This is a genomic window from Longimicrobium terrae, from assembly GCF_014202995.1.
Taxonomy (GTDB): domain Bacteria; phylum Gemmatimonadota; class Gemmatimonadetes; order Longimicrobiales; family Longimicrobiaceae; genus Longimicrobium; species Longimicrobium terrae.
The window spans coordinates 25,509-49,891 of the sequence record NZ_JACHIA010000030.1 but is presented as its reverse complement, the minus strand read 5'-3'; the positions used below and the strand labels follow the sequence as shown (position 1 = coordinate 49,891).

5 protein-coding genes are annotated in these 24,383 nt (G+C 72.4%); all 5 read left to right on the top strand.

The features are described from left to right. The coding region (locus HNQ61_RS26820; protein ID WP_183685858.1) for a non-ribosomal peptide synthase/polyketide synthase at positions 1-19,699 on the top strand (19,699 nt) is incomplete at its 5' end. A 355-nt stretch (positions 19,700-20,054) separates the two neighbouring features. After that, positions 20,055-20,939, top strand: a complete 885-nt coding sequence (locus HNQ61_RS26815) for an N-acetylneuraminate synthase family protein (RefSeq protein WP_170040240.1) — start codon at positions 20,055-20,057, stop codon at positions 20,937-20,939. 108 nt (positions 20,940-21,047) lie between these two features. Beyond that, complete coding sequence (locus tag HNQ61_RS26810; protein ID WP_205762253.1) at positions 21,048-21,818, top strand: SDR family NAD(P)-dependent oxidoreductase; 771 nt, start codon at positions 21,048-21,050, stop codon at positions 21,816-21,818. Beyond that, complete coding sequence (locus tag HNQ61_RS29760) at positions 21,808-22,815, top strand: NAD(P)H-dependent glycerol-3-phosphate dehydrogenase (RefSeq protein WP_170040236.1); 1,008 nt, start codon at positions 21,808-21,810, stop codon at positions 22,813-22,815. Before HNQ61_RS26810 ends, HNQ61_RS29760 begins: the two co-directional genes overlap by 11 nt. Continuing rightward, complete coding sequence (locus HNQ61_RS26800; protein WP_170040234.1) at positions 22,812-24,092, top strand: chorismate-binding protein; 1,281 nt, start codon at positions 22,812-22,814, stop codon at positions 24,090-24,092. Before HNQ61_RS29760 ends, HNQ61_RS26800 begins: the two co-directional genes overlap by 4 nt. Positions 24,093-24,383 lie beyond the last annotated feature (291 nt).

Below are 24,383 nucleotides of genomic sequence, written 5' to 3'. Positions count from 1 at the left end.
GCGCTTTGTCCCGTGCCCCTTCGGCGCACCCGGCGGGCGGATGTACCGGGTGATGGACCGCGTGCGGCGCCGCGCGGACGGCGAGATCGAGTACCGGGGCCGCACGGACTTCCAGGTGAAGGTGCGCGGCTTCCGCATTGAACTGGGCGAGATCGAGTCGCGGCTGGTGGAGCACCCCGCCGTGCGCGCGGCCGTCGTCCTGGCGCGCGAAGACGCGCCGGGCGACCGGCGGCTGGTGGCGTATGTCGCGGCCGACGAGACGGCGTCCGTGGATTCGCTCCGCGCGCACCTTACCGAGCGGCTGCCGGCGTACATGGTCCCGGCGGCGTACGTGCGGCTGGATGCGCTTCCGCTTACGCCCAACGGCAAGGTGGACCGCAAGGCGCTCCCCGCGCCCGAGAGCGAGGCGTTCGGCGCGCGCGGCTACGAGGCGCCCGCGGGTGCGACGGAGCAGGCGGTGGCCGCCATCTGGGCGGAGCTGCTGTGCGTGGAGCAGGTGGGCCGCGGCGACGACTTCTTTGCGCTGGGCGGGCATTCGCTGCTGGGCGTGCGCGTGATTTCGCGCGTGCGGCAGGCGCTGGGCATGGAGGCCGCGCCGGGCGACCTGTTTGAGCGCCCCGTGCTGGCGGACTTTGCGCGCGGGCTCCAGACGGCCGCGCGGTCGGTGGAGACGGCGATCGCGCCGGTGGACCGCACGGGCGCCATTCCGCCGTCGTTCGCGCAGCAGCGTCTGTGGTTCCTGGAGCAGATGGGGGACCTGGGCGGCACGTATCACATTCCCATCGCCCTGCGCCTGCGCGGCGGGCTGGACCGCGGCGCGCTGGTGCGTGCGCTGGATGGCATCGTCGCGCGGCACGAGGCGCTGCGCACGGTCTTTCCCGCCGTGCAGGGCGAGCCGGTTCAGCACGTCATCCCCGTGGCGGAAGGCGCGTTCCGGCTGGTGGAGCACGATCTTTCGGCTTTCGCGGATGCGGAGGATGCACTCCGCCGGCTGATGCGGGACGAGGCGGCCGCGCCGTTCGATCTGGCGCGCGGGCCGCTCATCCGCGGGCGCCTGGTGCGGATGGCGGACGACGACCACGTCCTGCTGGTGACGATGCACCACATCGTCAGCGACGGCTGGTCGATGGGCATCCTGGTGCGCGAGCTGGGCGCGCTGTACGCCGCCTTTGCGCGCGGCGCCGCCGATCCGCTGGCCCCGCTTCCCATTCAGTACGCGGACTACGCGGCGTGGCAGCGGCGCTGGGTGAGCGGCGAACTGCTGGAGCGGCAGGCGGGCTACTGGGTTCGGACGCTCTCCGGCGCGCCGGAGCTGCTGGAGCTTCCCACGGACCGCACGCGGCCGCGCAAGCAGGACTTCGCGGGCGCGTCGCTCCCCATCGAGCTGAACGAGGCGCTCACGGCGGAGCTCAAGGCCCTGTCGCGCCGCCACGGCACCACGCTCTTCATGACGCTGCTGGCGGGGTGGGCGGCGGTGCTGGGCCGGCTTTCCGGGCAGGCGGAGGTCGTGGTCGGCACGCCCACGGCCAACCGCGGGCGGAGCGAGACGGAGGCGCTGGTCGGCTTCTTCGTCAACACGCTGGCGCTGCGCGTGGACCTGTCCGGCGCGCCCACCGTGGCGGAGCTGCTGGGGCGGGTGCGGACGCGCGCTCTGGAGGCGCAGCAGCACCCCGACATCCCGTTCGAGCAGGTGGTGGAGCGGGTGGCCCCGGCGCGCAGCATCGCCCACACGCCCCTGTTCCAGGTGATGTTCGCGTGGCAGAACACGCCGGACGAGGCGCTGGACTTCGCGGGGCTGCGGCTGGTGCAGGAGCCCGGGACCGCGCCGGAGAACGCCCGCTTTGACCTCACCCTGGAGCTGTGGGAGCGCGACGGGCGCATCGGCGGCACCATCGAGTACGCAACGGCGCTCTTTGACCGCACGACCGTGGAGCGCCACGCGGCGTACCTGCGGCGCGCGCTGCACGAGATGGCGGCGGATGAACACCGGCCCGTGGACCGGCTGGCCCTGCTGCCGGCGGACGAGCGCGCGCTGGTGCTGGAAGGGTGGAACCGCACGGAGGCGGACTATCCCGCCACCTTCGTCCACGAGCTGTTCCGCGCGCAGGCGGCGCGCACGCCGGACGCCGTCGCGCTCGCGTGGCAGGGAGAGCGGCTGACCTACGGCGAGCTGAGCCGCCGGGCCAACCGCATCAGCCACGCGCTGCGGCGCCGGGGTGCCGGGCCGGAGGTGTGCGTGGGCATCTGCCTGCCGCGCACGCCGGACCTGGTCGCGTCCATGCTGGGCGTGCTGGGCGCGGGCGCGGCGTACGTGCCGCTGGATCCCGCGTATCCGCGCGAGCGGCTGGGCTACATGGTGGAGGATGCCGGGCTGGCGCTGGTCATCACCGATTCCACGCTGGCGGAGCGGCTGCCGGAGGGCCTGGCCACGCTGCGGCTGGACGGCGAAGGCGCGGCGCTCGCGGCGGAATCGGATGATGCGCCGGAGGCCCGCGTCCTCCCCGAGAACCTGTCGCACGTCATCTTTACCTCCGGATCGACGGGCCGGCCCAAGGGCGTGATGATCCGCCACTCCGCCGTCGGCGTGCTGCTGCACTGGCTGCGGGCGAACGTGGCGGACGACGAGCGCGCGTCGGTCATGTTCTCCACCTCCGTCAACTTCGACGTGTCCGTCGCGGAGATCTTCGGCACGCTGTGCTGGGGCGGCACGCTGGTGATGGTGGAGAACGCGCTGGACCTGCCGTCCATCGCGGACCAGCGCATCCAGTACGTGAGCATGGTGCCCACGGCGGCGGCGGAACTGCTGCGCACGGGCGGCATCCCCGCGAGCGTGCGCACCGTCAATCTGGGCGGCGAAGCGGTGCCGAACGAGCTGGCGCAGGCGCTGTACGCGCTCGGCACGGTGGAAAAGGTCCGCAATCTCTACGGCCCCACCGAAGACACCACGTACTCCACCTGTTCGCTCGTGGCGCGGGGCGGCGATCGCGTGCTGATCGGCGCGCCGCTGTCGAATTCGCAGGCGTACGTGCTGGATGGGGAGCTGCAGCCGGTGCCGGTGGGCGCGGCGGGCGAGCTGTACCTGGCGGGCGACGGCCTGGCGCGCGGCTACGCGAACCGGCCGGGAATGACGGCCGAGCGCTTCCTCCCATGTCCCTTCGGCGCGCCGGGCGGGCGCATGTACCGGGTGATGGACCGCGTGCGCCGCCGCGTGGACGCGAATGGCGAGCTGGAGTACCTGGGCCGCACCGACTTCCAGGTGAAGGTGCGCGGCTTCCGCATCGAGCTGGGCGAGATCGAGTCGCGGCTGGTCGAACATCCGCGGGTGCACGCCGCCGTCGTCGTGGCGCGCCAGGACACGCCGGGCGACACGCGCCTGGTGGCGTACGTGGCGGCGGACGAGACGGTCTCGGTGGATGCGCTGCGTGCGCATCTGGGGGAGCGGGTGCCGGCGTACATGGTGCCCGCGGCGTACGTGCGAATGGACGCGCTGCCGCAGACGCCCAACGGCAAGGTGGACCGCAAGGCGCTCCCCGCGCCGGACGCGGACTCGTTCGGCGTGCGCGGGTACGAGGCGCCCGTCGGCGAAACGGAGCAGGCCGTCGCGGCGATCTGGGCGGAGCTGCTGGGCATGGAGCGGGTGGGCCGCGGCGACGACTTCTTTCACCTGGGCGGCCACTCGCTGCTGGGCGTGCGCGTGGTGTCGCGCGTGCGGCAGGCGCTGGGCGTGGAGGCGGCGCCGGGCGACCTGTTCGAGCGCCCCGTGCTGGCGGACTTTGCGCGCGGGCTGCAGACGGCCGCGCGGGCCCGCTCCACGGCGATCGTGCCGGTGGACCGCGGCGCGCCCATCCCGCCGTCGTTCGCGCAGCAGCGGCTGTGGTTCCTGGAGCAGATGGGGAGCCTGGGGAGCACGTATCACATCCCCGTGCGCCTGCACCTGCGCGGCGAGCTGGACCGGGATGCGCTGGTGCGTGCGCTGGACCGCATCGTGGCGCGGCACGAGTCGTTGCGCACCACGTTCGCCACGCTGGACGGCGAGCCCGTGCAGCACCTGGCGTCTGCGGCGGGGAGCGTGTTCGCGCTGGTGGAGCACGACCTCCGCGGCTCCGCGGACGCGGATGATGCGCTGCACCGGCTGACGCGCGATGAGATGGCCGCGCCGTTCGACCTCGCCCGCGGGCCGCTGATCCGCGGCCGTCTGGTGCGGATGGCGGAGGACGATCACGTGCTGCTGGTGACGATGCACCACATCGTCAGCGACGGCTGGTCGATGGGCGTGTTCGTGCGCGAGCTGGGCGCGCTGTACGCCGCCTTCACCCGCGGCGAGGCCGATCCGCTCGCGCCGCTCCCCATCCAGTACGCCGACTACGCCGCGTGGCACCGCCGCTCGGTGGAGGGCGACGTGCTGGAGGCGCAGGCCGCGTACTGGACGCAGACGCTGGCGGGCGCGCCGGAGCTCATCGAACTCCCGGTGGACCGCCCGCGCCCGCCGCGCCAGGACTTTGCCGGCGCGTCGCTGGATGTGGAACTGGACGAGGCGCTGTCCGACTCGCTGCGCGCCCTCTCGCAGCGGCACGGTACGACGCTGTACATGACGCTGCTCGCTGGATGGGCCGCCGTCCTCGCGCGGCTCTCCGGCCAGGACGACGTGGTCATCGGCACGCCGAGCGCCAACCGGGGCAGGGCAGAGGTGGAGGAGCTGATCGGCTTCTTCGTCAACACGCTCCCCGTGCGCGTGGACCTGTCCGACAGTCCGGACGTGGGGCAGCTTCTGGAGCAGGTGCGCACGCGCGCGCTGGAGGCGCAGCGCAACCAGGACATCCCGTTCGAGCAGGTGGTGGAGCGCCTGCGCCCCGCGCGCACCCTGGCGTACAGCCCGCTGTTCCAGGTGATGTTCGCGTGGCAGAACGCGCCCGGCGGCGACCTGCATCTTCCCGGGCTGACCGTGGCCGACGCGCCGGCGGCGGACGCGGACTCGGCCAAGTTCGACCTGACGCTTTCGCTGTGGGAGCGCGACGGGCGCATCACCGGCACGCTGGAATACGCCACCGCGCTCTTTGACGGCGCCACGGCGGAGCGCTTTGCGGAGTACCTGCGCCGCGTGCTGGCGGGGATGGCCGCGGACGACGCGGCGCGCGTGGACGGCATCGCCATCCTTCCCGCCGCCGAGCGCGCGCGGGTCGTGGAGGCGTGGAATGCCACGGACGCCGCCTTCCCCGCGGACCTGTGCATCCACCAGCTGTTCGAGGCGCAGGCCGCCCGCACGCCGGACGCCGCCGCCGTCTCGCACGATGCCGAGCGGGTGACGTACGCGGAGCTGAACGCGCGCGCCAACCGCCTTGCGCACCACCTGCGCCGGCGCGGCGTGGGGCCGGAGGTGCGCGCGGCCCTCTGCATGGAGCGCGGCGTGGAGATGGTCGTCTCCATGCTCGCCATCCTCAAGGCCGGCGGCGCGTGGGTGCCGCTGGACCCCGCGCACCCCGCGGAGCGGCTGGAGCGCATGCTGGCCGACAGCGGCGCCGCGGTGCTGCTTACGCAGGACCGGCTGCGCGCCCGGCTGACGGCCACGGGTGGGATCGACGTACTGCGCGTGGACGCGGAACGCGCCGCGATCGCCGCGGAATCCGCGGACAATCCGCGGAGCGGCGCCACGCCGGGCGGGCTGGCGTACGTCATCTACACCTCCGGCAGCACGGGCACGCCCAAGGGCGTGGGCATTGAGCACCGCGCGCTGGTGAACCACATGGCGTGGTTCATCCGCGACTTCGGGCTGGCGGAAACCGACCGGGTGCTGCAGAAGACGCCGGTGGTCTTTGACGCGTCCGTGTGGGAGTTCCACGCGCCGCTGCTGGTGGGCGGCGAGCTGGTGATGGCCCGCCACGAGGGCGAGCGCGATCCGCGCTACCTGGCGCGCACGGTGCGCGACCGCGGCATCACCGTGCTGCAGCTGGTGCCCTCGCTGCTTCGCGTGCTGCTGGACGAGCCGGAGCTGGCGGAGTGCACGGCGCTGCGCCACCTGTTCTGCGGCGGCGAGCCGCTGCCGGGCGAGCTGGTGCGCCGCGCGGCACAGGTGCTTCCGGGCGTGCACATCACCAACCTGTACGGCCCGGCGGAGTGCGCCATCGACGCCACCATGCACCCGTGCACGGAGCGGGACGGCGGCCGGGCGGTGGTGTCCATCGGCCGCCCCGTGTCCAACACCCGTACGTACGTGCTGGATGGGGCGCTGCGGCCCGTACCCGTGGGCGTGCCGGGCGAGCTGTTCATCGGCGGCGTGCAGGTGGGGCGCGGCTACCTGGGGCGCGCGGCGCTCACGGCGGAAAAGTTCGTCCCCGATCCGTTCGGCGTGGAACCGGGTGCGCGGCTGTACCGCACCGGCGACCGCGTGCGCTGGACCGCGCGGGCCGAGCTGGAGTTCCTGGGACGCACGGACTTCCAGGTCAAGATCCGCGGCATGCGCATCGAACTCGGCGAGATCGAGGCGGCGCTGCGTGACCACGACGCCGTGCGCGACGCCATCGTGCTGGCGCGCGCCGACGCGCCGGGCGAAAAGCGGCTGGTAGCCTACGTGGTGGGCGATGCCGACGCGGATGTGCTGCGGGCGCACCTGGCGGCGCGGGTGCCGGCGTACATGGTGCCCGCGGCGTACGTGCGGCTGGATGCGCTCCCGCTTACGCCCAACGGCAAGCTGGACCGCAAGGCGCTCCCCGCGCCGGAGGGCGATGCGTTCGCCGCGCGCGGGTACGAGGCGCCCGTCGGCGAGACGGAGCAGGCGGTGGCCGCCATCTGGGCGGAGCTGCTGGGCGTGGCGCAGGTGGGCCGCGGCGACGACTTCTTTCACCTGGGCGGCCACTCGCTGCTGGCGGTGCGCGTCATTTCCCGCGTGCGGCAGGCGCTGGACGTGGACGTTGCGCCGGGCGACCTGTTCGAGCGCCCCGTACTGGCGGACTTCGCCCGCGGGCTGCAGACGGCCGCGCGCGCCGCGGCCACGGCCATCGCGCCGGTGGACCGCACGGGCACCATTCCGCCCTCGTTCGCGCAGCAGCGGCTGTGGTTCCTGGAGCAGATGGGGAACCTGGGCAGCACGTACCACATCCCCGTCCGCCTCCGTCTTCGCGGCGCGCTGGACCGGGATGCGCTGGTGCGCGCGCTGGACCGCATCGTCGCGCGGCACGAGGTGCTGCGGACGACCTTCCCCACGCTGGACGGCGAGCCCATCCAGCACGTGGCCCCCGCGGGGGAAAGCGCGTTCCCGCTGGTGGAGGATGATCTCCGGGGGTCGGCGGACGCGGATGATGCGCTGCACCGGCTGATGCGCGACGAAGTGGCCGCCACCTTCGATCTGGCGCACGGGCCGCTGATCCGCGGCCGTCTGGTCCGGATGGCGGAGGATGATCACGTCCTGCTGCTGACGATGCACCACATCGTCAGCGACGGCTGGTCCGCCGGGGTGCTGCACCGCGAACTCGGCGCGCTGTACGCCGCCTTCACCCGCGGTGAGGCCGATCCGCTCCCGCCGCTCGCGATGCAGTACGCGGACTACGCCGCCTGGCACCGCCGCTCGGTGGAGGGCGAGGTGCTGGAGGCGCAGGCCGCCTACTGGACCCGGACGCTGGCGGGCGCGCCGGAGCTCATCGAACTCCCGGTGGACCGCCCCCGCCCCGCGCGGCAGGACTTCGCGGGCGCGTCGCTGGACGTGGAGCTGGATGAAGGGCTGTCGGATTCGCTGCGCGCCCTCTCCCAGCGGCACGGCACGACGCTGTTCATGACGCTGCTCGCGGGATGGGCGGCGGTGCTGGCGCGGCTCTCCGGCCAGGACGACGTCGTCATCGGCACGCCGTCGGCCAACCGCGGACGGGCGGAGGTGGAGGAGCTGATCGGCTTTTTCGTCAACACGCTCCCGGTGCGCGTGGACCTGTCGGACGGGCCGGACGTGGGCGGGCTGCTGGAGCAGGTGCGGATGCGCGCGCTGGAGGCGCAGCGCAACCAGGACATCCCGTTCGAGCAGGTGGTGGAGCGGCTGCGGCCCACGCGCAGCCTGGCGTACAGCCCGCTTTTCCAGGTGATGTTCGCCTGGCAGAACGCCCCCGGCGGCGATCTGCATCTCCCCGGGCTGACCGTGGCGGATCTGGCCGCGGCGGACGCGGACACGGCCAAGTTCGACCTGTCGCTGGCGCTGTGGGAGCAGGACGGGCGCATCGTGGGCGCGGTGGAGTACGCGACCGCGCTCTTTGACCGGCCGACGGTGGAACGCTTCGCCGGATACCTGCGCCGCGTGCTTGCGGGGATGGCCGCGGACGGTGACGGCCGCGTGGACGCCATCCCCATGCTTCCCGCCGCCGAGCGCCGTCTGCTGCTCGATGAGTGGGCCGCGGGGGATGAGGTGGATGCCTCGGCGACCACTCTGCCCGCGCTTTTCCAGGCGCAGGTTGCGCGCACCCCGGGCGCCGTCGCGCTGGAGCACGCGGGCGAGCGCCTGACGTACGCGGAGCTGGATGCCCGCGCCAACCGGCTGGCGCACCGCCTGGCGGCGCACGGCGTGGCGGCGCACGGCGTGGCGGCGCACGGCGTGGCGCGCGGCGACACGGTGGGCGTGTGCCTGGAGTGGCGCCCGGAGCTGGTGGTGGCGCTGCTGGCGACGCTCAAGGCGGGCGGCGTGTACGTTCCGCTGGACCCGTCGCTTCCGTCCGGCCGCCTGCGGTACATCACGGAAGATGCGGGGCTGCGGGCCGTCATCACCCGCGCGGGGCTGGCGGACCGCCTGCCGGCGGAAACGGTGCGCATCGACGTGGATGCGGACGATTCCGCCGGACGCGCGGACGTGGCCGGGGGCGCCGTTTCGCCGGCGGACCTGGCGTACGTCATCTACACGTCCGGATCCACCGGGCAGCCCAAGGGCGTGGCGGTGGAGCACGGGCCGGCCGCCGCGCACCTGTCGGCCATGGCGCGCGTGCACGCCATCGTGCCGGAGGACCGCGTGCTGCAGTTCGCCTCCGCCGGGTTCGACGTCTCGCTGGAGCAGCTGTTTCTGCCGCTGCTCACCGGCGCCACGCTCGTGCTGCGCGGGCCGGACCTGTGGAGCGCGGCGGAGTTCCGGACGCGCGTGCGCGACATGGGGATCACCGTCGCCAATCTGCCGCCCGCGTACTGGCAGGAAGTGGCCGACGGCGCCGGCGCGGACGCGCTGCGCGGGCTGCGGCTCCTCCTCGTCGGCGGCGAGGCGCTCCCCGCCAGCGCGGCGGACGGCCACGGCGCCGGACGGCTGGTGAACTGCTATGGACCCACGGAAACCGTCATCACCGCGACGGCGTTCGCGGTGGCGGGCGGGGCCGGGGGAGCGACCGTGCCCATCGGCCGGCCGCTGCCCGGGCGTTCCGTCTACGTGCTGGATGCGCGCGGCGAGCCCGTGCCGGCGGGCGTGGCGGGCGAGCTGTACATCGGCGGCGCGCTGCTGGCCCGCGGCTACCTGGGCCGCCCCGGGCTGACGGCGGATCGGTTCGTCCCCGATCCGTTCGGCGCGGCGCCGGGCGGGCGCCTGTACCGCACGGGCGACCGCGTGCGCTGGAGCGCGGCGGGCAACCTGGAGTTCCTGGGGCGCACGGACTTCCAGGTCAAGATCCGCGGCTTCCGCATTGAACTGGGCGAGATCGAGGCGGGGCTGCGCAGCCACGAAGGTGTGCGCGACGCCGTGGTCCTGGCGCGCACGGACGCGCCGGGCGCTGCGCGGCTGGTGGCCTACGTCGCGGGCGACGCGGAGGCGGATGCGCTGCGTGCGCACCTGTCGGCGCGGATGCCTGCGTACATGGTCCCCTCCGCGTACGTGCGGCTGGACGCGCTCCCGCTGACGCCCAACGGCAAGGTGGACCGCCGGGCGCTCCCCGCGCCGGAGGCGGATGCATTCGCGTCGCGCGGGTACGAGGCGCCGGCCGGCCGCGTGGAGCAGGCCGTGGCGGCGGTGTGGGCGGAGCTGCTGCGCGTGGAGCGCGTGGGGCGCGGCGACGACTTCTTCCACCTGGGCGGACACTCGCTGCTGGCGGTGCGCGTCGTGTCGCGCGTGCGGCAGGCGCTGGGCGTGGACGTGGCGCCGGGCGACCTGTTCGAGCGCCCCGTGCTGGCGGACTTCGCGCGCGGGCTGACGGGCGCCGCGCCGGCCGCGGCGGCGATGGTGCCGGTGGACCGCGCCGCCCCCATCCCCCTCTCGTTCGCGCAGCAGCGCCTGTGGTTCCTGGAGCAGCTGGGCGGCACGGGCGCGGCGTATCACGTCCCCCTGCGGCTGCGACTGCACGGCGAACTGGACCGGGATGCGCTCGTCCGGGCGCTGGACCGCATCGTCGCGCGGCACGAGTCGCTGCGCACCACCTTTCCCGCGGTGGATGGCGAGCCGGTGCAGCGCATCGCCTCCGCGGGGAAGAGCGCGTTCCGCCTGGTGGAGCACGATCTGCGCGATTCGGCGGACGCGGACGGCGCGCTGCAGCGGGTGCTGGCGGATGAAACGGTGGCGCCGTTCGACCTCGCCGCCGGCCCGCTGATCCGCGGGCGGCTGGTGCGGATGGGCGCGGATGACCACGTGCTGGTGGTCACCATGCACCACGTTGTTTCGGACGGATGGTCGATGGGCGTCTTTGCCCGCGAGCTGGGCGCGCTGTACGGCGCCTTCCGCCGCGGCGCGGACGATCCGCTTGCGGCGCTGGAGATTCAGTACGCGGACTACGCGGCGTGGCAGCGGCGCTGGGTGAGCGGCGAGCTGCTGGAGCGGCAGGCGAACTTCTGGGAATCGGCGCTGGCCGGCGCTCCGGAGCTGCTGGAACTGCCGGTGGACCACGCGCGCCCGTCGCGGCAGGACTTTGCGGGCGGCATGGTGCCCATCCGGCTGGACGCGGAGCTGGCGGCGGCGCTCAAGGCGCTGTCGCGGCGGCGCGGCACCACGCTCTTCATGACGCTGCTGGCGGGGTGGGCGGCCGTGCTGGGCCGGCTGGCCGGGCAGGCGGACGTGGTCATCGGCACGCCCACCGCCAACCGCGACCGGCGCGAGACGGAGGAGCTGATCGGCTTCTTCGTCAACACGCTGGCGGTGCGCGTGGACCTGTCCGGCGCGCCCACGGTGGCGGATCTGCTGGCGCAGGTGCGCACGGCGGCGCTGGAGGCGCAGCAGAACCAGGACATCCCCTTTGAGCAGGTGGTGGAGCGGGTGCGCCCCGCCCGCAGCCTGGCGTACAGCCCGCTGTTTCAGGTGATGTTCGCGTGGCAGAACGCGGCGGGCGCGCTGGAGCTTCCCGGGCTCGCCGTGGCCGACGCCGACGCGGCGGACGACACGGCCAAGTTCGACCTGTCGCTGGCGCTGTGGGAGGAGGGCGATGGCATCACGGGCGGGCTCACCTACGCCACGGCGCTGTTTGACCGGGCCACGGTGGAGCGCCACGCGGGCTATCTGCGCCACGCGCTGGAAGCCATGGCGGCGGATGAACACCAGTCCGTGGACCGCCTTCCGCTGCTTTCGGAGGCGGAGCGCCGCTACGTCATCCAGGAGCTGAACGCGACGGACCGGCCGTTTCCCGCCGCGTGCGTCCACGAGCTGTTCCGCGCGCAGGCGGCGCTTACGCCGGACGCGGTCGCGCTTGTGTGGCAGGGCGAGCGCCTGACGTACGCCGAGCTGAATCGCCGGGCCAATCGCATCAGCCACGCGCTGCAGCGTCGTGGAGCGGGACCGGAGGTGTGCGTGGGCATCTGCCTGCCGCGCACGCCGGACCTCGTGGCGGCCATCCTGGGCGTGCTGGGCGCGGGCGCGGCGTACGTGCCGCTCGACCCCGCCTATCCTCGCGAGCGCCTGGGCTACATGGTGGAAGATGCCGGGCTGACGCTCGTCGTCACCGATTCCAACTTGGCGGAGCGGCTGCCTGAAGGCCCGGCCGCGCTCCGGCTGGACGCTGACAGCGCGGCGCTCGCGGCGGAGCCGGACACCGCGCCGGAGACCGGCGTCATCCCCGAAAACCTGTCGCACGTCATCTTTACCTCCGGATCGACGGGTCGCCCCAAGGGCGTAATGATCCGCCATTCCGCCGTCGCCGTGCTGCTGCACTGGCTGCGCGAGAACGTGTCGGATGATGAGCGCGCGTCGGTGATGTTCTCCACCTCGGTGAACTTCGACGTTTCCATCGCCGAACTGTTCGGCACGCTGTGCTGGGGCGGGACGCTGGTGATGGTGGAGAACGCCCTGGATCTTCCGTCCGTCGCCGATCAGCGCATTCAGTACGTGGGCATGGTGCCGACCGCCGCCGCGGAACTGCTGCGTACCGGCGGCATCCCCGCGAGCGTGCGGACCGTCAACCTTGCCGGCGAAGCGCTGCCGAACGAACTGGCTCAGGCCCTCTATGCGCTGGGCACGGTCGAGAAGGTCCGCAACCTGTACGGCCCGACCGAAGACACGACGTATTCGACGTACTCGGTCGTCGAGCGCGGCGGCGATCGGGTCCTGATCGGCACGCCGCTGTCCAACTCGCAGGCGTACGTGCTGGATGGGGAACTGCAGCCGGTGCCAGTGGGCGTAGCGGGCGAGCTGTATCTCGCGGGCGATGGCTTGGCGCGTGGGTATGCGAGCCGGCCGGGGATGACGGCGGAGCGCTTCCTCCCGTGCCCCTTCGGCGAGCCGGGCGGGCGCATGTACCGCGTGATGGACCGCGTCCGCCGCCGAGCGGACGCCAACGGCGAGTTGGAGTACCTGGGCCGCACCGACTTCCAGGTAAAGGTGCGCGGCTTCCGCATCGAACTGGGCGAGATCGAATCCCGCCTGGTTGAACACCCCGAGGTGCACTCCGCCGTCGTCGTCGCGCGCGAAGACACGCCGGGCGACATGCGCCTGGTCGCGTACGTGGCGGCTGATGATACGGTGACCGTGGACGCCCTTCGCGCGCACCTGACGGATCGCGTGCCGGCCTACATGGTTCCCGCGGCGTACGTGCGGCTGGATGCGCTTCCGCAGACGCCCAACGGCAAGGTCGATCGCAAGGCGCTTCCCGCGCCCGAGGCGGATGCGTTCGGCGTCGGCGGGTACGAGGCGCCGGTCGGATTCATGGAAGAGACGGTCGCGCAGATCTGGGCCGAGGTGCTGAACGCGGAGCGTGTGGGCCGCGGCGACGACTTCTTCGGGCTGGGCGGGCACTCGCTGCTCGCCGTGCGGCTGATTTCGCGCGTGCGGCAGGCGCTGGGCGCGGAGGTCTCGCTGAGCGACCTGTTCGAGCGCCCCGTGCTGGCCGACTTCGCGCGCGGGCTGGAAACGGCGGCCGGCGCGCGGGCCCTGGCCATCGTGCCCGTGGACCGCGGCGGACCCATTCCGCCATCGTTCGCGCAGCAGCGGCTGTGGTTCCTGGAGCAGCTGGACGGCATGGGCGGGACGTACCACATCCCCATGAGTCTGCGGCTTCGGGGCGAGCTGGACCGCGATGCGCTCGTTCGCGCGCTGGACCGCATCGTCGCGCGTCACGAGTCGCTGCGGACGACGTTCCCCGCCGTGGACGGCGAGCCCGTGCAGCGCATCGCCTCCATCGAGGAAAGCGCGTTCCGTCTGGTTGAGCACGATCTCCAGGCTTCGCCCGATGCGGAAGATGCGCTGCATCGGTTGATGGATGAGGAGGCCGGCGCGCCGTTCGATCTGGTGAATGGGCCACTGGTTCGCGGCCGCCTGATCTGGATGGCGGCGGACGATCACGTGCTGCTGGTTACGATGCACCACATCGTCAGCGACGGCTGGTCGATGGGCGTCTTTGCCCGCGAGCTGGGCGCGCTGTACGGCGCCTTTGCCCGAGGCGAATCCGATCCTCTCCCGCCGCTCGCGGTGCAGTACGCCGACTACGCCGCGTGGCAGCGGCGCTCGGTCGATGGCGAGCTTCTGGAGCGGCAGGCCAGCTTCTGGGAGCACGCTCTGGCGGGTGCGCCGGAACTGCTGGAGCTGCCCACCGATCGCGCGCGGCCGCGCAAGCAGGAGTTCGCGGGCGCGTCGCTGCCCATCGAACTGGATGCGGAGCTGACGGCGTCGCTCAAGGCACTGTCGCGGCGCCACGGCACCACGCTGTTCATGACGCTGCTGGCCGGCTGGGCGGCGGTGCTGAGCCGGCTCGCGGGGCAGGCGGATGTCGTCGTCGGTACGCCGACGGCCGGGCGCGAGCGCGCCGAAACCGAGGACCTGATCGGCTTCTTCGTGCAGACGCTGGCGGTTCGCGTGGATCTGACGGGCGCGCCCACCGTGGCGGAACTGCTGGGCCGCGTGCGCACGGCCGCGCTCCAGGCGCAGCAGAACCAGGACATCCCGTTCGAGCAGGTGGTGGAGCGCGTGCGTCCGGCGCGCAGCCTGGCCTACAGCCCGCTGTTCCAGGTGCTGTTCGCGTGGCAGAACGCGCTGGGCGAGCCCTTCGCCCTGCCCGGTCTCGACACCGGCGACGCAGCCGAGGCGGCGCTGGACACGGCCAAGTTCGACCTGTCTCTCGCCCTGTGGGAGCAGGACGGCCGCATCACCGGCGGGCTGAACTACGCCACCGCCCTCTTCGACCGCTCCACCGTCGAACGCCACGTGGCGTACCTGCGGCTGGCGTTGGAAGAGATGGCGGCCGACGAAAACCGGCCCGTTGAGCGGCTGATTCTGCTGCCCGCGGAAGAGCGTGCGCTGGTGCTGGACGAGTGGAATCGCACGGAGGCGGACTACCCCGCGGCCTGCGTCCACGAACTGTTCCGGGAGCAGGCGGCTCGCACGCCGGACGCCGTTGCGCTTGTGTGGCAGGGCGAGCGGCTGACCTACGGCGAGCTGAGCCGCCGTGCGAACCGCATCAGCCATGCGCTCCGGCGTCGTGGAGCGGGACCCGAGGTGTGCGTGGGCATCTGTCTGCCGCGCACGCCGGACCTGGTCGCGGCCATCCTGGGCGTGCTCGGCGCGGGAGCGGCGTACGTGCCGCTCGACCCCGCGTACCCGCGCGAGCGGCTGGGCTACATGGTGGAAGACGCGGCCATCGGGCTCGTCATCACCGACGCGAGCCTGGCGGACCGGCTGCCGGAAGATGCGGCCGGGCGGCTGCTGCTTGATCGCGAGTACACCGCGCTCGCGGCGGAGCCGGATGATGCGCCGGAGACCGGCGTCAGCCCCGAAAACCTGTCGCACGTCATCTTTACCTCCGGATCGACGGGTCGCCCCAAGGGCGTGATGATCCGCCATTCCGCCGTCGCCGTGTTGCTGCACTGGCTGCGCGAGAACGTGTCGGATGACGAGCGCGCGTCGGTGATGTTCTCCACCTCGGTGAACTTCGACGTTTCCATCGCCGAACTGTTCGGAACGCTGTGCTGGGGCGGCACGCTGGTGATGGTGGAGAACGCCCTGGATCTGCCCTCCGTCGCGGATCAGCGCATCCAGTATGTGGGCATGGTGCCGACCGCCGCCGCGGAACTGCTGCGCACCGGCGGCATCCCCGCGAGCGTGCGCACGGTGAATCTGGCCGGCGAAGCCCTGCCGAACGAGTTGGCGCAGGCGCTCTACGCGCTGGGCACGGTCGAAAAGGTCCGCAACCTGTACGGCCCGACGGAAGACACGACGTACTCCACGTACTCGCTTGTCGAGAAGGGCGGGGACCGCGTGCTGATCGGCACGCCCCTGTCGAACTCGCAGGCGTATGTGCTGGATGGGGAGCTGCAGCCCGTGCCGGTGGGCGCGGCGGGTGAACTGTACTTGGCAGGCGACGGCTTGGCGCGTGGCTACGCGAGCCGTCCGGGCATGACGGCGGAGCGCTTCCTCCCGTGCCCGTTCGGCGAGCCGGGCGGGCGCATGTACCGCGTGATGGACCGCGTCCGCCGCCGAGCCGATGCCAATGGCGAGCTGGAATACCTCGGCCGCACGGACTTCCAGGTAAAGGTGCGCGGCTTCCGCATCGAGCTTGGCGAGATCGAATCGCGGCTGGTGGAGCATCCGGAGGTGCACTCCGCCGTCGTCATCGCGCGCGAAGACACGCCGGGCGACACCCGCCTGGTCGCGTACGTGGCGGCTGATGATACGGTGACCGTGGATGCCCTGCGCGCGCACCTCACGGAGCGGCTGCCGGCGTACATGGTGCCGTCTGCGTACGTGCGGCTGGACGCGCTTCCGCAGACGCCCAACGGCAAGGTTGATCGCAAGGCGCTCCCCTCGCCCGATGCGGACGCGTTCGGCGTTGGTGGATACGAGGCGCCGGTCGGGTTCATGGAAGAGACGGTCGCGCAGATCTGGGCCGAGGTGCTGAACGCGGAGCGCGTGGGCCGCGGCGACGACTTCTTCGGGCTGGGCGGCCACTCGCTGCTCGCCGTGCGCCTGATCTCGCGGGTGCGGCAGGCGCTTGGCGCAGAGGTCTCGTTGAGCGACCTGTTCGAGCGTCCCGTGCTGGCCGACTTCGCGCGCGGGCTGGAGACGGCCGCCGGGGCGCGGGCTCTGGCCATCGTGCCCGTGGACCGCGGCGGACCCATTCCGCCATCGTTCGCGCAGCAGCGGCTGTGGTTCCTGGAGCAGCTGGACGACATGGGGGCCACGTACCACATCCCCATGAGCCTGCGCCTGCGCGGCGCATTGGACCGGGACGCGTTGGTGCGTGCGCTGGACCGCATCGTCGCGCGGCACGAGTCGCTGCGCACCACGTTCCCCGCCGTGGACGGCGAGCCGGTGCAGCGCATCGCCTCCATCGAGGAAAGCGCGTTCCGCCTCGTGGAGCACGACGCGCACGGCTCGGAGGACACCCTTCATCGCTTGATGGATGAGGAGGCCGGCGCCGCATTCGATCTGGTGAATGGGCCGCTCGTCCGTGGCCGTCTGATCCGGATGGCGGCGGATGATCACGTGCTGCTGGTGACGATGCATCACATCGTCAGCGACGGCTGGTCGATGGGCGTCTTTGCCCGCGAACTGGGCGCGCTGTACGGCGCCTTTGCGCATGGCGAATCCGATCCTCTCCCGCCGCTCGCGGTGCAGTACGCCGACTACGCCGCGTGGCAGCGTCGCTCGGTCGATGGCGAGCTTCTGGAGCGGCAGGCCAGCTTCTGGGAGCACGCTCTGGCGGGCGCGCCGGAGCTGCTGGAACTGCCCACGGACCGCGTGCGGCCCCGGAAGCAGGAGTTCGCGGGCGCGTCGCTGCCCATCGAACTGGATGCGGAGCTGACGGCGGCGCTCAAGGCCCTGTCGCGGCGCCACGGCACCACGCTGTTCATGACGCTGCTGGCGGGCTGGGCGGCGGTGCTGAGCCGGCTGGCGGGGCAGGCGGATGTCGTCGTCGGCACGCCCACGGCCGGGCGCGAGCGCGCGGAAACCGAGGACCTGATCGGCTTCTTTGTGCAGACGCTGGCGGTGCGCGTGGACCTGACCGGCGCGCCGACCGTGGCGGAACTGCTGGGCCGCGTGAGGACTGCGGCGCTCCAGGCGCAGCAGAACCAGGACATCCCGTTCGAGCAGGTGGTAGAGCGGGTGCGCCCAGCCCGCAGCCTGGCGTACAGCCCGTTGTTCCAGGTGCTGTTCGCGTGGCAGAACGCGCTGGGCGAGCCCTTCGCGCTCCCCGGTCTCGATACGGGAGACGCGGCCGAGGCGGCGCTGGACACCGCCAAGTTCGACCTGTCGCTGGCGCTCTGGGAGCAGGACGGCCGGATTGCCGGCGGGCTCAACTACGCCACCGCGCTCTTCGACCGCTCGACGGTGGAGCGCCACGCGGCGTATCTGCGGCTGGCGCTGGAAGAGATGGCGGCCGATGAAAACCGGCCCGTCGAGCGGCTGACTCTGCTGCCCGCGGCCGAACGCGCGCTGGTCCTCGACGAGTGGAATCGCACGGCGGCGGACTACCCCGCGGAGTGCATCCATGAACTCTTCCGCAAGCAGGCGGCGAAGACACCGGACGCCGTCGCGCTCGTGTGGCAGGGCGAGCGGCTGACCTACGGCGAGCTGAGCCGCCGGGCGAACCGCATCAGCCACGCGCTGCGGCGGCGCGGTGCCGGGCCGGAGGTGTGCGTGGGCATCTGCCTGCCGCGCACGCCGGATCTGGTCGCGGCGATCCTGGGCGTGCTGGGCGCGGGCGCGGCGTACGTGCCGCTGGACCCGGCTTACCCGCGAGAGCGCTTGGGCTACATGGTGGAAGACGCGGCCATCGCGCTCGTCATCACCGACGCGAGCCTGGCGGACCGCCTGCCGGAAGATGCGGCCGGGCGGCTGCTTCTGGATCGCGAGTACACGGCGCTGGCCGCGGAGCCGGACACCGCGCCGGAGACCGGCGTCGTCCCGGAGAACCTGTCGCACGTCATCTTTACCTCCGGATCGACGGGCCGGCCCAAGGGCGTAATGATCCGCCACTCCGCGGTCGCCGTGCTGCTGCACTGGCTGCGGGCGAACGTGTCGGATGATGAGCGCGCGTCGGTGATGTTCTCCACCTCGGTGAACTTCGACGTTTCCATCGCCGAGCTGTTCGGCACGCTGTGCTGGGGCGGCACGCTGGTGATGGTGGAGAACGCCCTGGATCTGCCCTCCGTCGCCGATCAGCGCATCCAGTACGTGGGCATGGTGCCGACCGCCGCGGCCGAACTGCTGCGCACCGGCGGAATCCCCGCGAGCGTGCGAACCGTCAACCTTGCGGGCGAAGCGCTTCCGAACGAACTCGCGCAGGCGCTGTACGCGCTGGGTACGGTCGAAAAGGTCCGCAATCTGTACGGCCCGACGGAAGACACGACGTATTCCACCTACTCGCTTGTCGAGAAGGGCGGGGACCGCGTGCTCATCGGCACACCTCTGTCGAACTCGCAGGCGTACGTGCTGGATGGACAGCTCCAGCCGGTGCCCGTAGGCGCTGCGGGTGAACTGTATCTCGCGGGCGACGGTCTCGCGCGCGGGTACGCGAGCCGGCCGGGAATGACGGCGGAGCGCTTCCTCCCGTGCCCGTTCGGCGAGCCGGGTGGGCGCATGTACCGGGTGATGGACCGCGTCCGCCGCCGCGCGGACGCGAACGGCGAGCTGGAATACCTGGGCCGCACCGACTTCCAGGTAAAGGTGCGCGGCTTCCGCATCGAGCTGGGCGAGATCGAATCCCGCCTGGTGGAACACCCGGAGGTGCACTCCGCCGTCGTCGTCGCGCGCGAAGACACGCCGGGCGATACTCGCCTCGTCGCGTACGTGGCGGCGGATGATACGGTGTCCGTCGACATCCTCCGTGCGCACCTGGCGGAGCGGCTGCCGGAGTACATGGTGCCCGCGGCGTACGTGCGGCTGGAGGTTCTTCCGCAGACGCCCAACGGCAAGGTGGACCGCAACGCGCTCCCCGCGCCCGCGGACGACGCCTACGCCCGGCACGGTTTTGAGGCGCCGGTGGGGGAGACGGAGCAGGCGCTGGCGGAAATCTGGGCAGAGGTGCTGGGTCTGGAGCAGGTGGGCCGCTGGGACGACTTCTTTGATCTGGGCGGGCACTCGCTGCTGGCCGCCCGGGTGGCATCGCGGCTGAGCGAGCGCTTTCAGACGCAGATATCCGCCACGACGCTCTTTCTGCACGCCACCCTCGCGGGGCTGGCGCAGGCCGTGGACGAGGCGCGCGCATCCCAATCCGCCCAGCCGGCCATCGACGACGGCTTGCTGGACGGGGCGATGAACCTGGACGCGTCCTCGGTGGACATGCTTTCCGACGACGACGTGGACGCGATGCTGGCGGCGCTGCTCGCCCGCGAGATGGACCCGTGATCCCCGCGTCTGCATCGGAACGCCCTCCGCGCGCCGGCGGGAAAAATGTCCGCTCCGGACAGAATCCTTTTCCGTCTCCGCGGCGCGAATCGGGGTGCGCGCGGGGGGACGGAGCGGGACGTTGCGGGGTGGAGCCGGGGCGGGCCGCAACAAGGGGAAGGTTGCCCCTCCACCGCGATTTGCCTTATCTTGTGGAATCCATTTTCAGGCAACTCATGTCGGATTCGCCTTCGCCATGCGGACCCCTCCGGAGGCCGTTGTTGCGGCCCTTTCGGATCGCGAGTCGCACTTGTTTCGCCATCACACGGTATCGCCCGGACGAAAGTCCACGGCGGCCGCATGAAGAAGGGGACCGATGAAGATCGCTGAGGAGAACGCGGTGGCGCACGAGCCCGCACGCGCGGCGGGCGAGGCCGGGCCGCGGCGCACGCTGGCGCCGGCCGGCATCACGCGCGTGGTGGATGCGTCCACGCCGTACCGCAAGGCATCGTGGGCGTCGCGCGGCGAGCCCACCGTCGTGGAGTTGTCCAACGGCACGCGCATCGGCGGGCGCGACGTGGTGATCATGGCGGGGCTTCCCATCTCCGGGCCGGAGGCGCAGGTGGTGGAGGCCGCGCACCGGCTGCGGGCCGCCGGAGCCGCCGTGCTGCACGGGGGAACGCTTCGCCCGCCCCGCTCGCCCTACGTGCGCGCGCGCCGCGGCGAGGACGCGCTCCACACCCTGGACCGCGCCCGCGACGAGACGGGAATGGCCACCGCCGCGGAGGCCGCCGACCTTGAATCGGCGCTCCTCTTGGCCCATCGGGTGGACATCCTGCAGGTGGGCGCGGAGAACATGCAGAACTACCCGTTCCTGAGCCGGGTGGCGCGGCTGGGCAAGCCGGTGCTGCTGGTGCGCGGCCAGACCGCCGGCCTCACGGAGCTGCTGCTGGCCGCCGAGTACGTGCTGGCGGAGGGGAACGCGGACGTGATCCTGTGCGAGGCCGGGGTGCTGGGGATTCCACCGGAAGGCCGTCCCCTGCTTGACCTTACGGCCATCCCCGTGCTCAAGTCGCTGACGCACCTTCCCATCATGGCGGCGCCGGGCGCCGTGCCCGGCATGGCCTGCGCCGCCATCGCGGCCGGCGCGGACGGCGTGGTGCTGGAGCCCGTGGCCGACGACGCGGCGGAGCACGACTTCGCCGAGCGGATGGAGCGCGCCCGCCGCGTCGCCGTGGCCATGGGCCGCCGCCTCGCCTAGCCGGCCCGCGCGCACTCCGGGAACCCGCCCGCGCCCCGCTTCCGCATCCGTTCGCCCGCCGTCCCGCCCCGGACGGCGCGGCACAGGCCCCACCGAATCCCCAGGTTGATGCGTTTTCTTTCAAAGGTTTCCATCGTCACGGGCGCCGCCAGCGGCATCGGCCGCGACACGGCGCTTCTTCTTGCCCGCGAGGGCGCCAGCGTGGTGGCGGTGGACGTGGACGCGGACGCGCTGCGGCACCTGGCGGAGGAGATAGGGGACGCGGGCGGCGTCTGTGCCGCCGTCCCCCTGGACGTGCTTCGCGCGGACGAGGTGGACCGGATGGTGGAGGACGTCATTGCCCGCTTCGGCCGGGTGGACGTGCTCGTCAACGGGGTGGGCGGAAGCACCGTGCTGGCGCGCCCCGACGCGCTTATCGAAGAAATCTCGCCGGACGACTGGGAGCGCGTGCTGGGCTTCAACCTGCGCGGCACCTTTCTGTGCATCCGCGCCGTGGTGCCGCACATGAAGGCGCGGCGGGCGGGCGTCATCGTCAACCTGTCGTCCATCGTGGCCCGCGGCGACCACGCGGCGCGGCGCACCAACGCGCCGTACGTGGTGTCCAAGGCCGGCGTGCAGGCGCTCACGCGCAAGCTGGCGGTGGAACTGGGGCCGTTCGGCATCCGCTGCAACGCCGCCGCGCCGGGCGTCACCCGTACGCCGCGCATCGAGACGCTGCTGGCGCGCCGCAGCCAGACGGAAATGGACGCCATGATCGACGCCGTCCCCCTGCGCCGCCTGGCCACCCCCGGGGACCTCGCCACCGTCGTGGCCTTTCTGGCCTCGGACGAGTCCGGCTTCGTGTCCGGGCAGACCATCGAGGTGACCGGTGGACAGTAGAACCGCCGCCGAGCGCTGCGCCGTCGTCGGCGACGGCTCCATGGGCGCCACGCTGGCGCACGTGATGGCCGCCGGCGGCCGCGAATGCGTGCTGTGGTGCGCATCGCCCGCCACCGCCGAGGCCGTCAACCGCGACCACCGGCATCCCGCCCGCCCGGCCCACGCGCTGGATGGCGGGCTGCGCGCCACCACGTCGCTGGCCGACGCCCTGGACGGCGCCTCGCTGGTGCTCGTCGCCGTCCATTCCACCGCGTTCGCCGCGGCGGCGGGGGAGATCGGCGCCCTGGCGCGCCCGGAGCAGGCGCTTTTTTCCGCCACCAAGGGGATCGAGCACCCGTCGCTGCGCCTGATGTCGCACGTGCTGCGCGACGCCGCGCCCGAGTGCGCCGTGGGCACCATCGGCGGCACCAACATTACGGGCGAGATCATGGCGGGGCAGCTCAGCTCGCTCGTGGTCGCGTCGCCCTCCACCGAGGCGCGCGAGCGGGCGGCGCGGGCGCTGGCGGCCCCGCACCTGGCCATTTCCGCCAGCGCGGACCTGTTCAGCGTGGAGCTGGTGTCGGTGCTCAAGAACACCGTTTCCATCGCCGCGGCCATCGGGCTGGGGGCGGGAATGGGCTACAACGCGCTGGGGCTGGTGGTGGCGCGCACGCTGGCGGAGATCCGCTCGCTGGGCGCGGCCCTGGGCGCGGACCCCGGCACCTTCGACGGCCCGGCCGGCATCGGCGACATCTTTCTCACCGCGTCCAGCCCGCAGTCGCTCAACCGGCGGCTGGGGATGGAACTGGGGCAGGGCAGGGGGCTGGACGAGATCGTGGCGGGGCTGCCGGAGGTGCCGGAGGGAATCGGCGCCGTGCGGGCCGTGGAGCCGCTGGCGGCGGGCGCCGGGCTCTCGCTTCCCGTCTGCGCCGCCGTCGCGGACATTCTGGAAGGGGTGCAGCCGCCCCGCGCGCTGGAGCGCGTTCTCATCGAAGCGTATTGGAAGGAACTTGGATGACGGTCAGGACATGTCGGTTCCGCGGGTCCTTCGACGCCGGCGCCACCTATCGCCGGCTTCGCGACGCGGGGGTGCTGGGTTCCCACTCGTACCTTCACCTGGCACCCGGCCTGGCCGAGATCGGCTGGGCACCGGTGGACCACCTGCGGGTCACGGACGCGGAGTTCGTCGCTGACTGGCGGGAGCGGCTGGCGGCCATGACGGCGCCCGGCGACCACCGCAAGGCGATGGGGTATGTGGCGTTCGACGCCATCGACGCGGGCTCCGCCAGCTACCCCGGGGGCGTGACCAACCCGGCGCCGCTGGCGGAGTTCATCGTCCCCGGCGAGCGTGTGGAGTTCGCGCCGGACGGCAACGTCACGCACTGGACCACGAGCGGCTTCGACCTGTCGCCGTTCCTGACCGTGGCGCTCCCCCGCCGCCCCGCCGCGCCCCGCCAGGTGCAGTTCGAGGCCGTGGGCGGCGTTCCGCGCGACGCGTTCGAGGAGAGCGTGGCCCGCGCGGTGGAGGCGCTGAACGCGGGTGTGGTGGAAAAGGTGGTTCTTTCGCGCAACCAGACGTTCGACGTGCGGTACGACGCGGTGGACCTGTTCGAGGCCATCACCGAGTCGCGCACGCACTCCGACGGGTTCCTGCTGGAGTTCGGCGATCTGGCGGCCATGGTGGCCTCGCCCGAGCTGCTGGTGGCGGCGGACGGGCGGCGGCTGGAGTCCAACCCGCTGGCCGGAACGCGAAAGCGCGGCGCGTCGGTGGACGAAGACGAGTCGCTGCGCCACGAACTGCGGCACGACCACAAGGAGATCGTGGAGCACGTGCTGTCGGTCACCACGCTGCTGGGGCAGCTGGAGCCGGTGTGCGAGCACGAGAGCCTGAGCGTGCGCGGGATGATGGACATCAGCATCCACCAGTACGTGCAGCACCTGAGCTCCACCATCCAGGGCCGCGTGAGCACCGACCGGCACGTGCTGGAAGCGCTGTGGGCCGTCTTTCCCAGCGTGACCATCGCCGGCTTTCCGCGCGAGCCGGCCGTGCGGCTGCTGCGCAAACTGGAGTACGGGCCGCGGTCGCTGTACTCGGGCGTCATCGGCTGGGTGTCGGGGGACGCGGACTGCCGGTTCTCGCTGGCCATCCGCGGCGTATTCCGCTACGGCGAACTCACGTACCTCAACACCGGCGCCGGGATCATGGCGGAGTCCGTTCCCGTGAACGAGTTCATGGAAACGGAGCAGAAGCTGCGCGCCGCCATGCAGGCCCTGGCCCGCGTCGCCAGGGCCTGATCCAGCGGGCCCGCGGCGTTCGAGCGCTTCGTCGCGGAAGATTCTGCTCGCCAGCGGACTCCCGTCCCCGGCGGCCGGTCTCCGTGCAAACGGGCGCATCGATGGGCGGATGGAGGCCGGAAATCGGCGCGTCCGTGCGGGTGAAGCCTGACGCCCGCCGCTGAGGCTTGCCGCGTCCGGTGCGGAGAGTTCACTTTCCGCGATCCGCGATCCGCGATCCGCGATCCGCGATCCGCGATCCGCGATCCGCGATCCGCGATCCGCGATCCGCGATCCGCGATCCGCGATCCG

Excerpts from the sequence above, each read along its gene's own strand:
- HNQ61_RS26815 (WP_170040240.1), top strand. The coding sequence starts at position 20,055 with ATGAAGATCGCTGAGGAGAACGCGGTGGCGCACGAGCCCGCACGCGCG.
- HNQ61_RS26800 (WP_170040234.1), top strand. The coding sequence starts at position 22,812 with ATGACGGTCAGGACATGTCGGTTCCGCGGGTCCTTCGACGCCGGCGCC.
- HNQ61_RS26810 (WP_205762253.1), top strand. The coding sequence starts at position 21,048 with ATGCGTTTTCTTTCAAAGGTTTCCATCGTCACGGGCGCCGCCAGCGGC.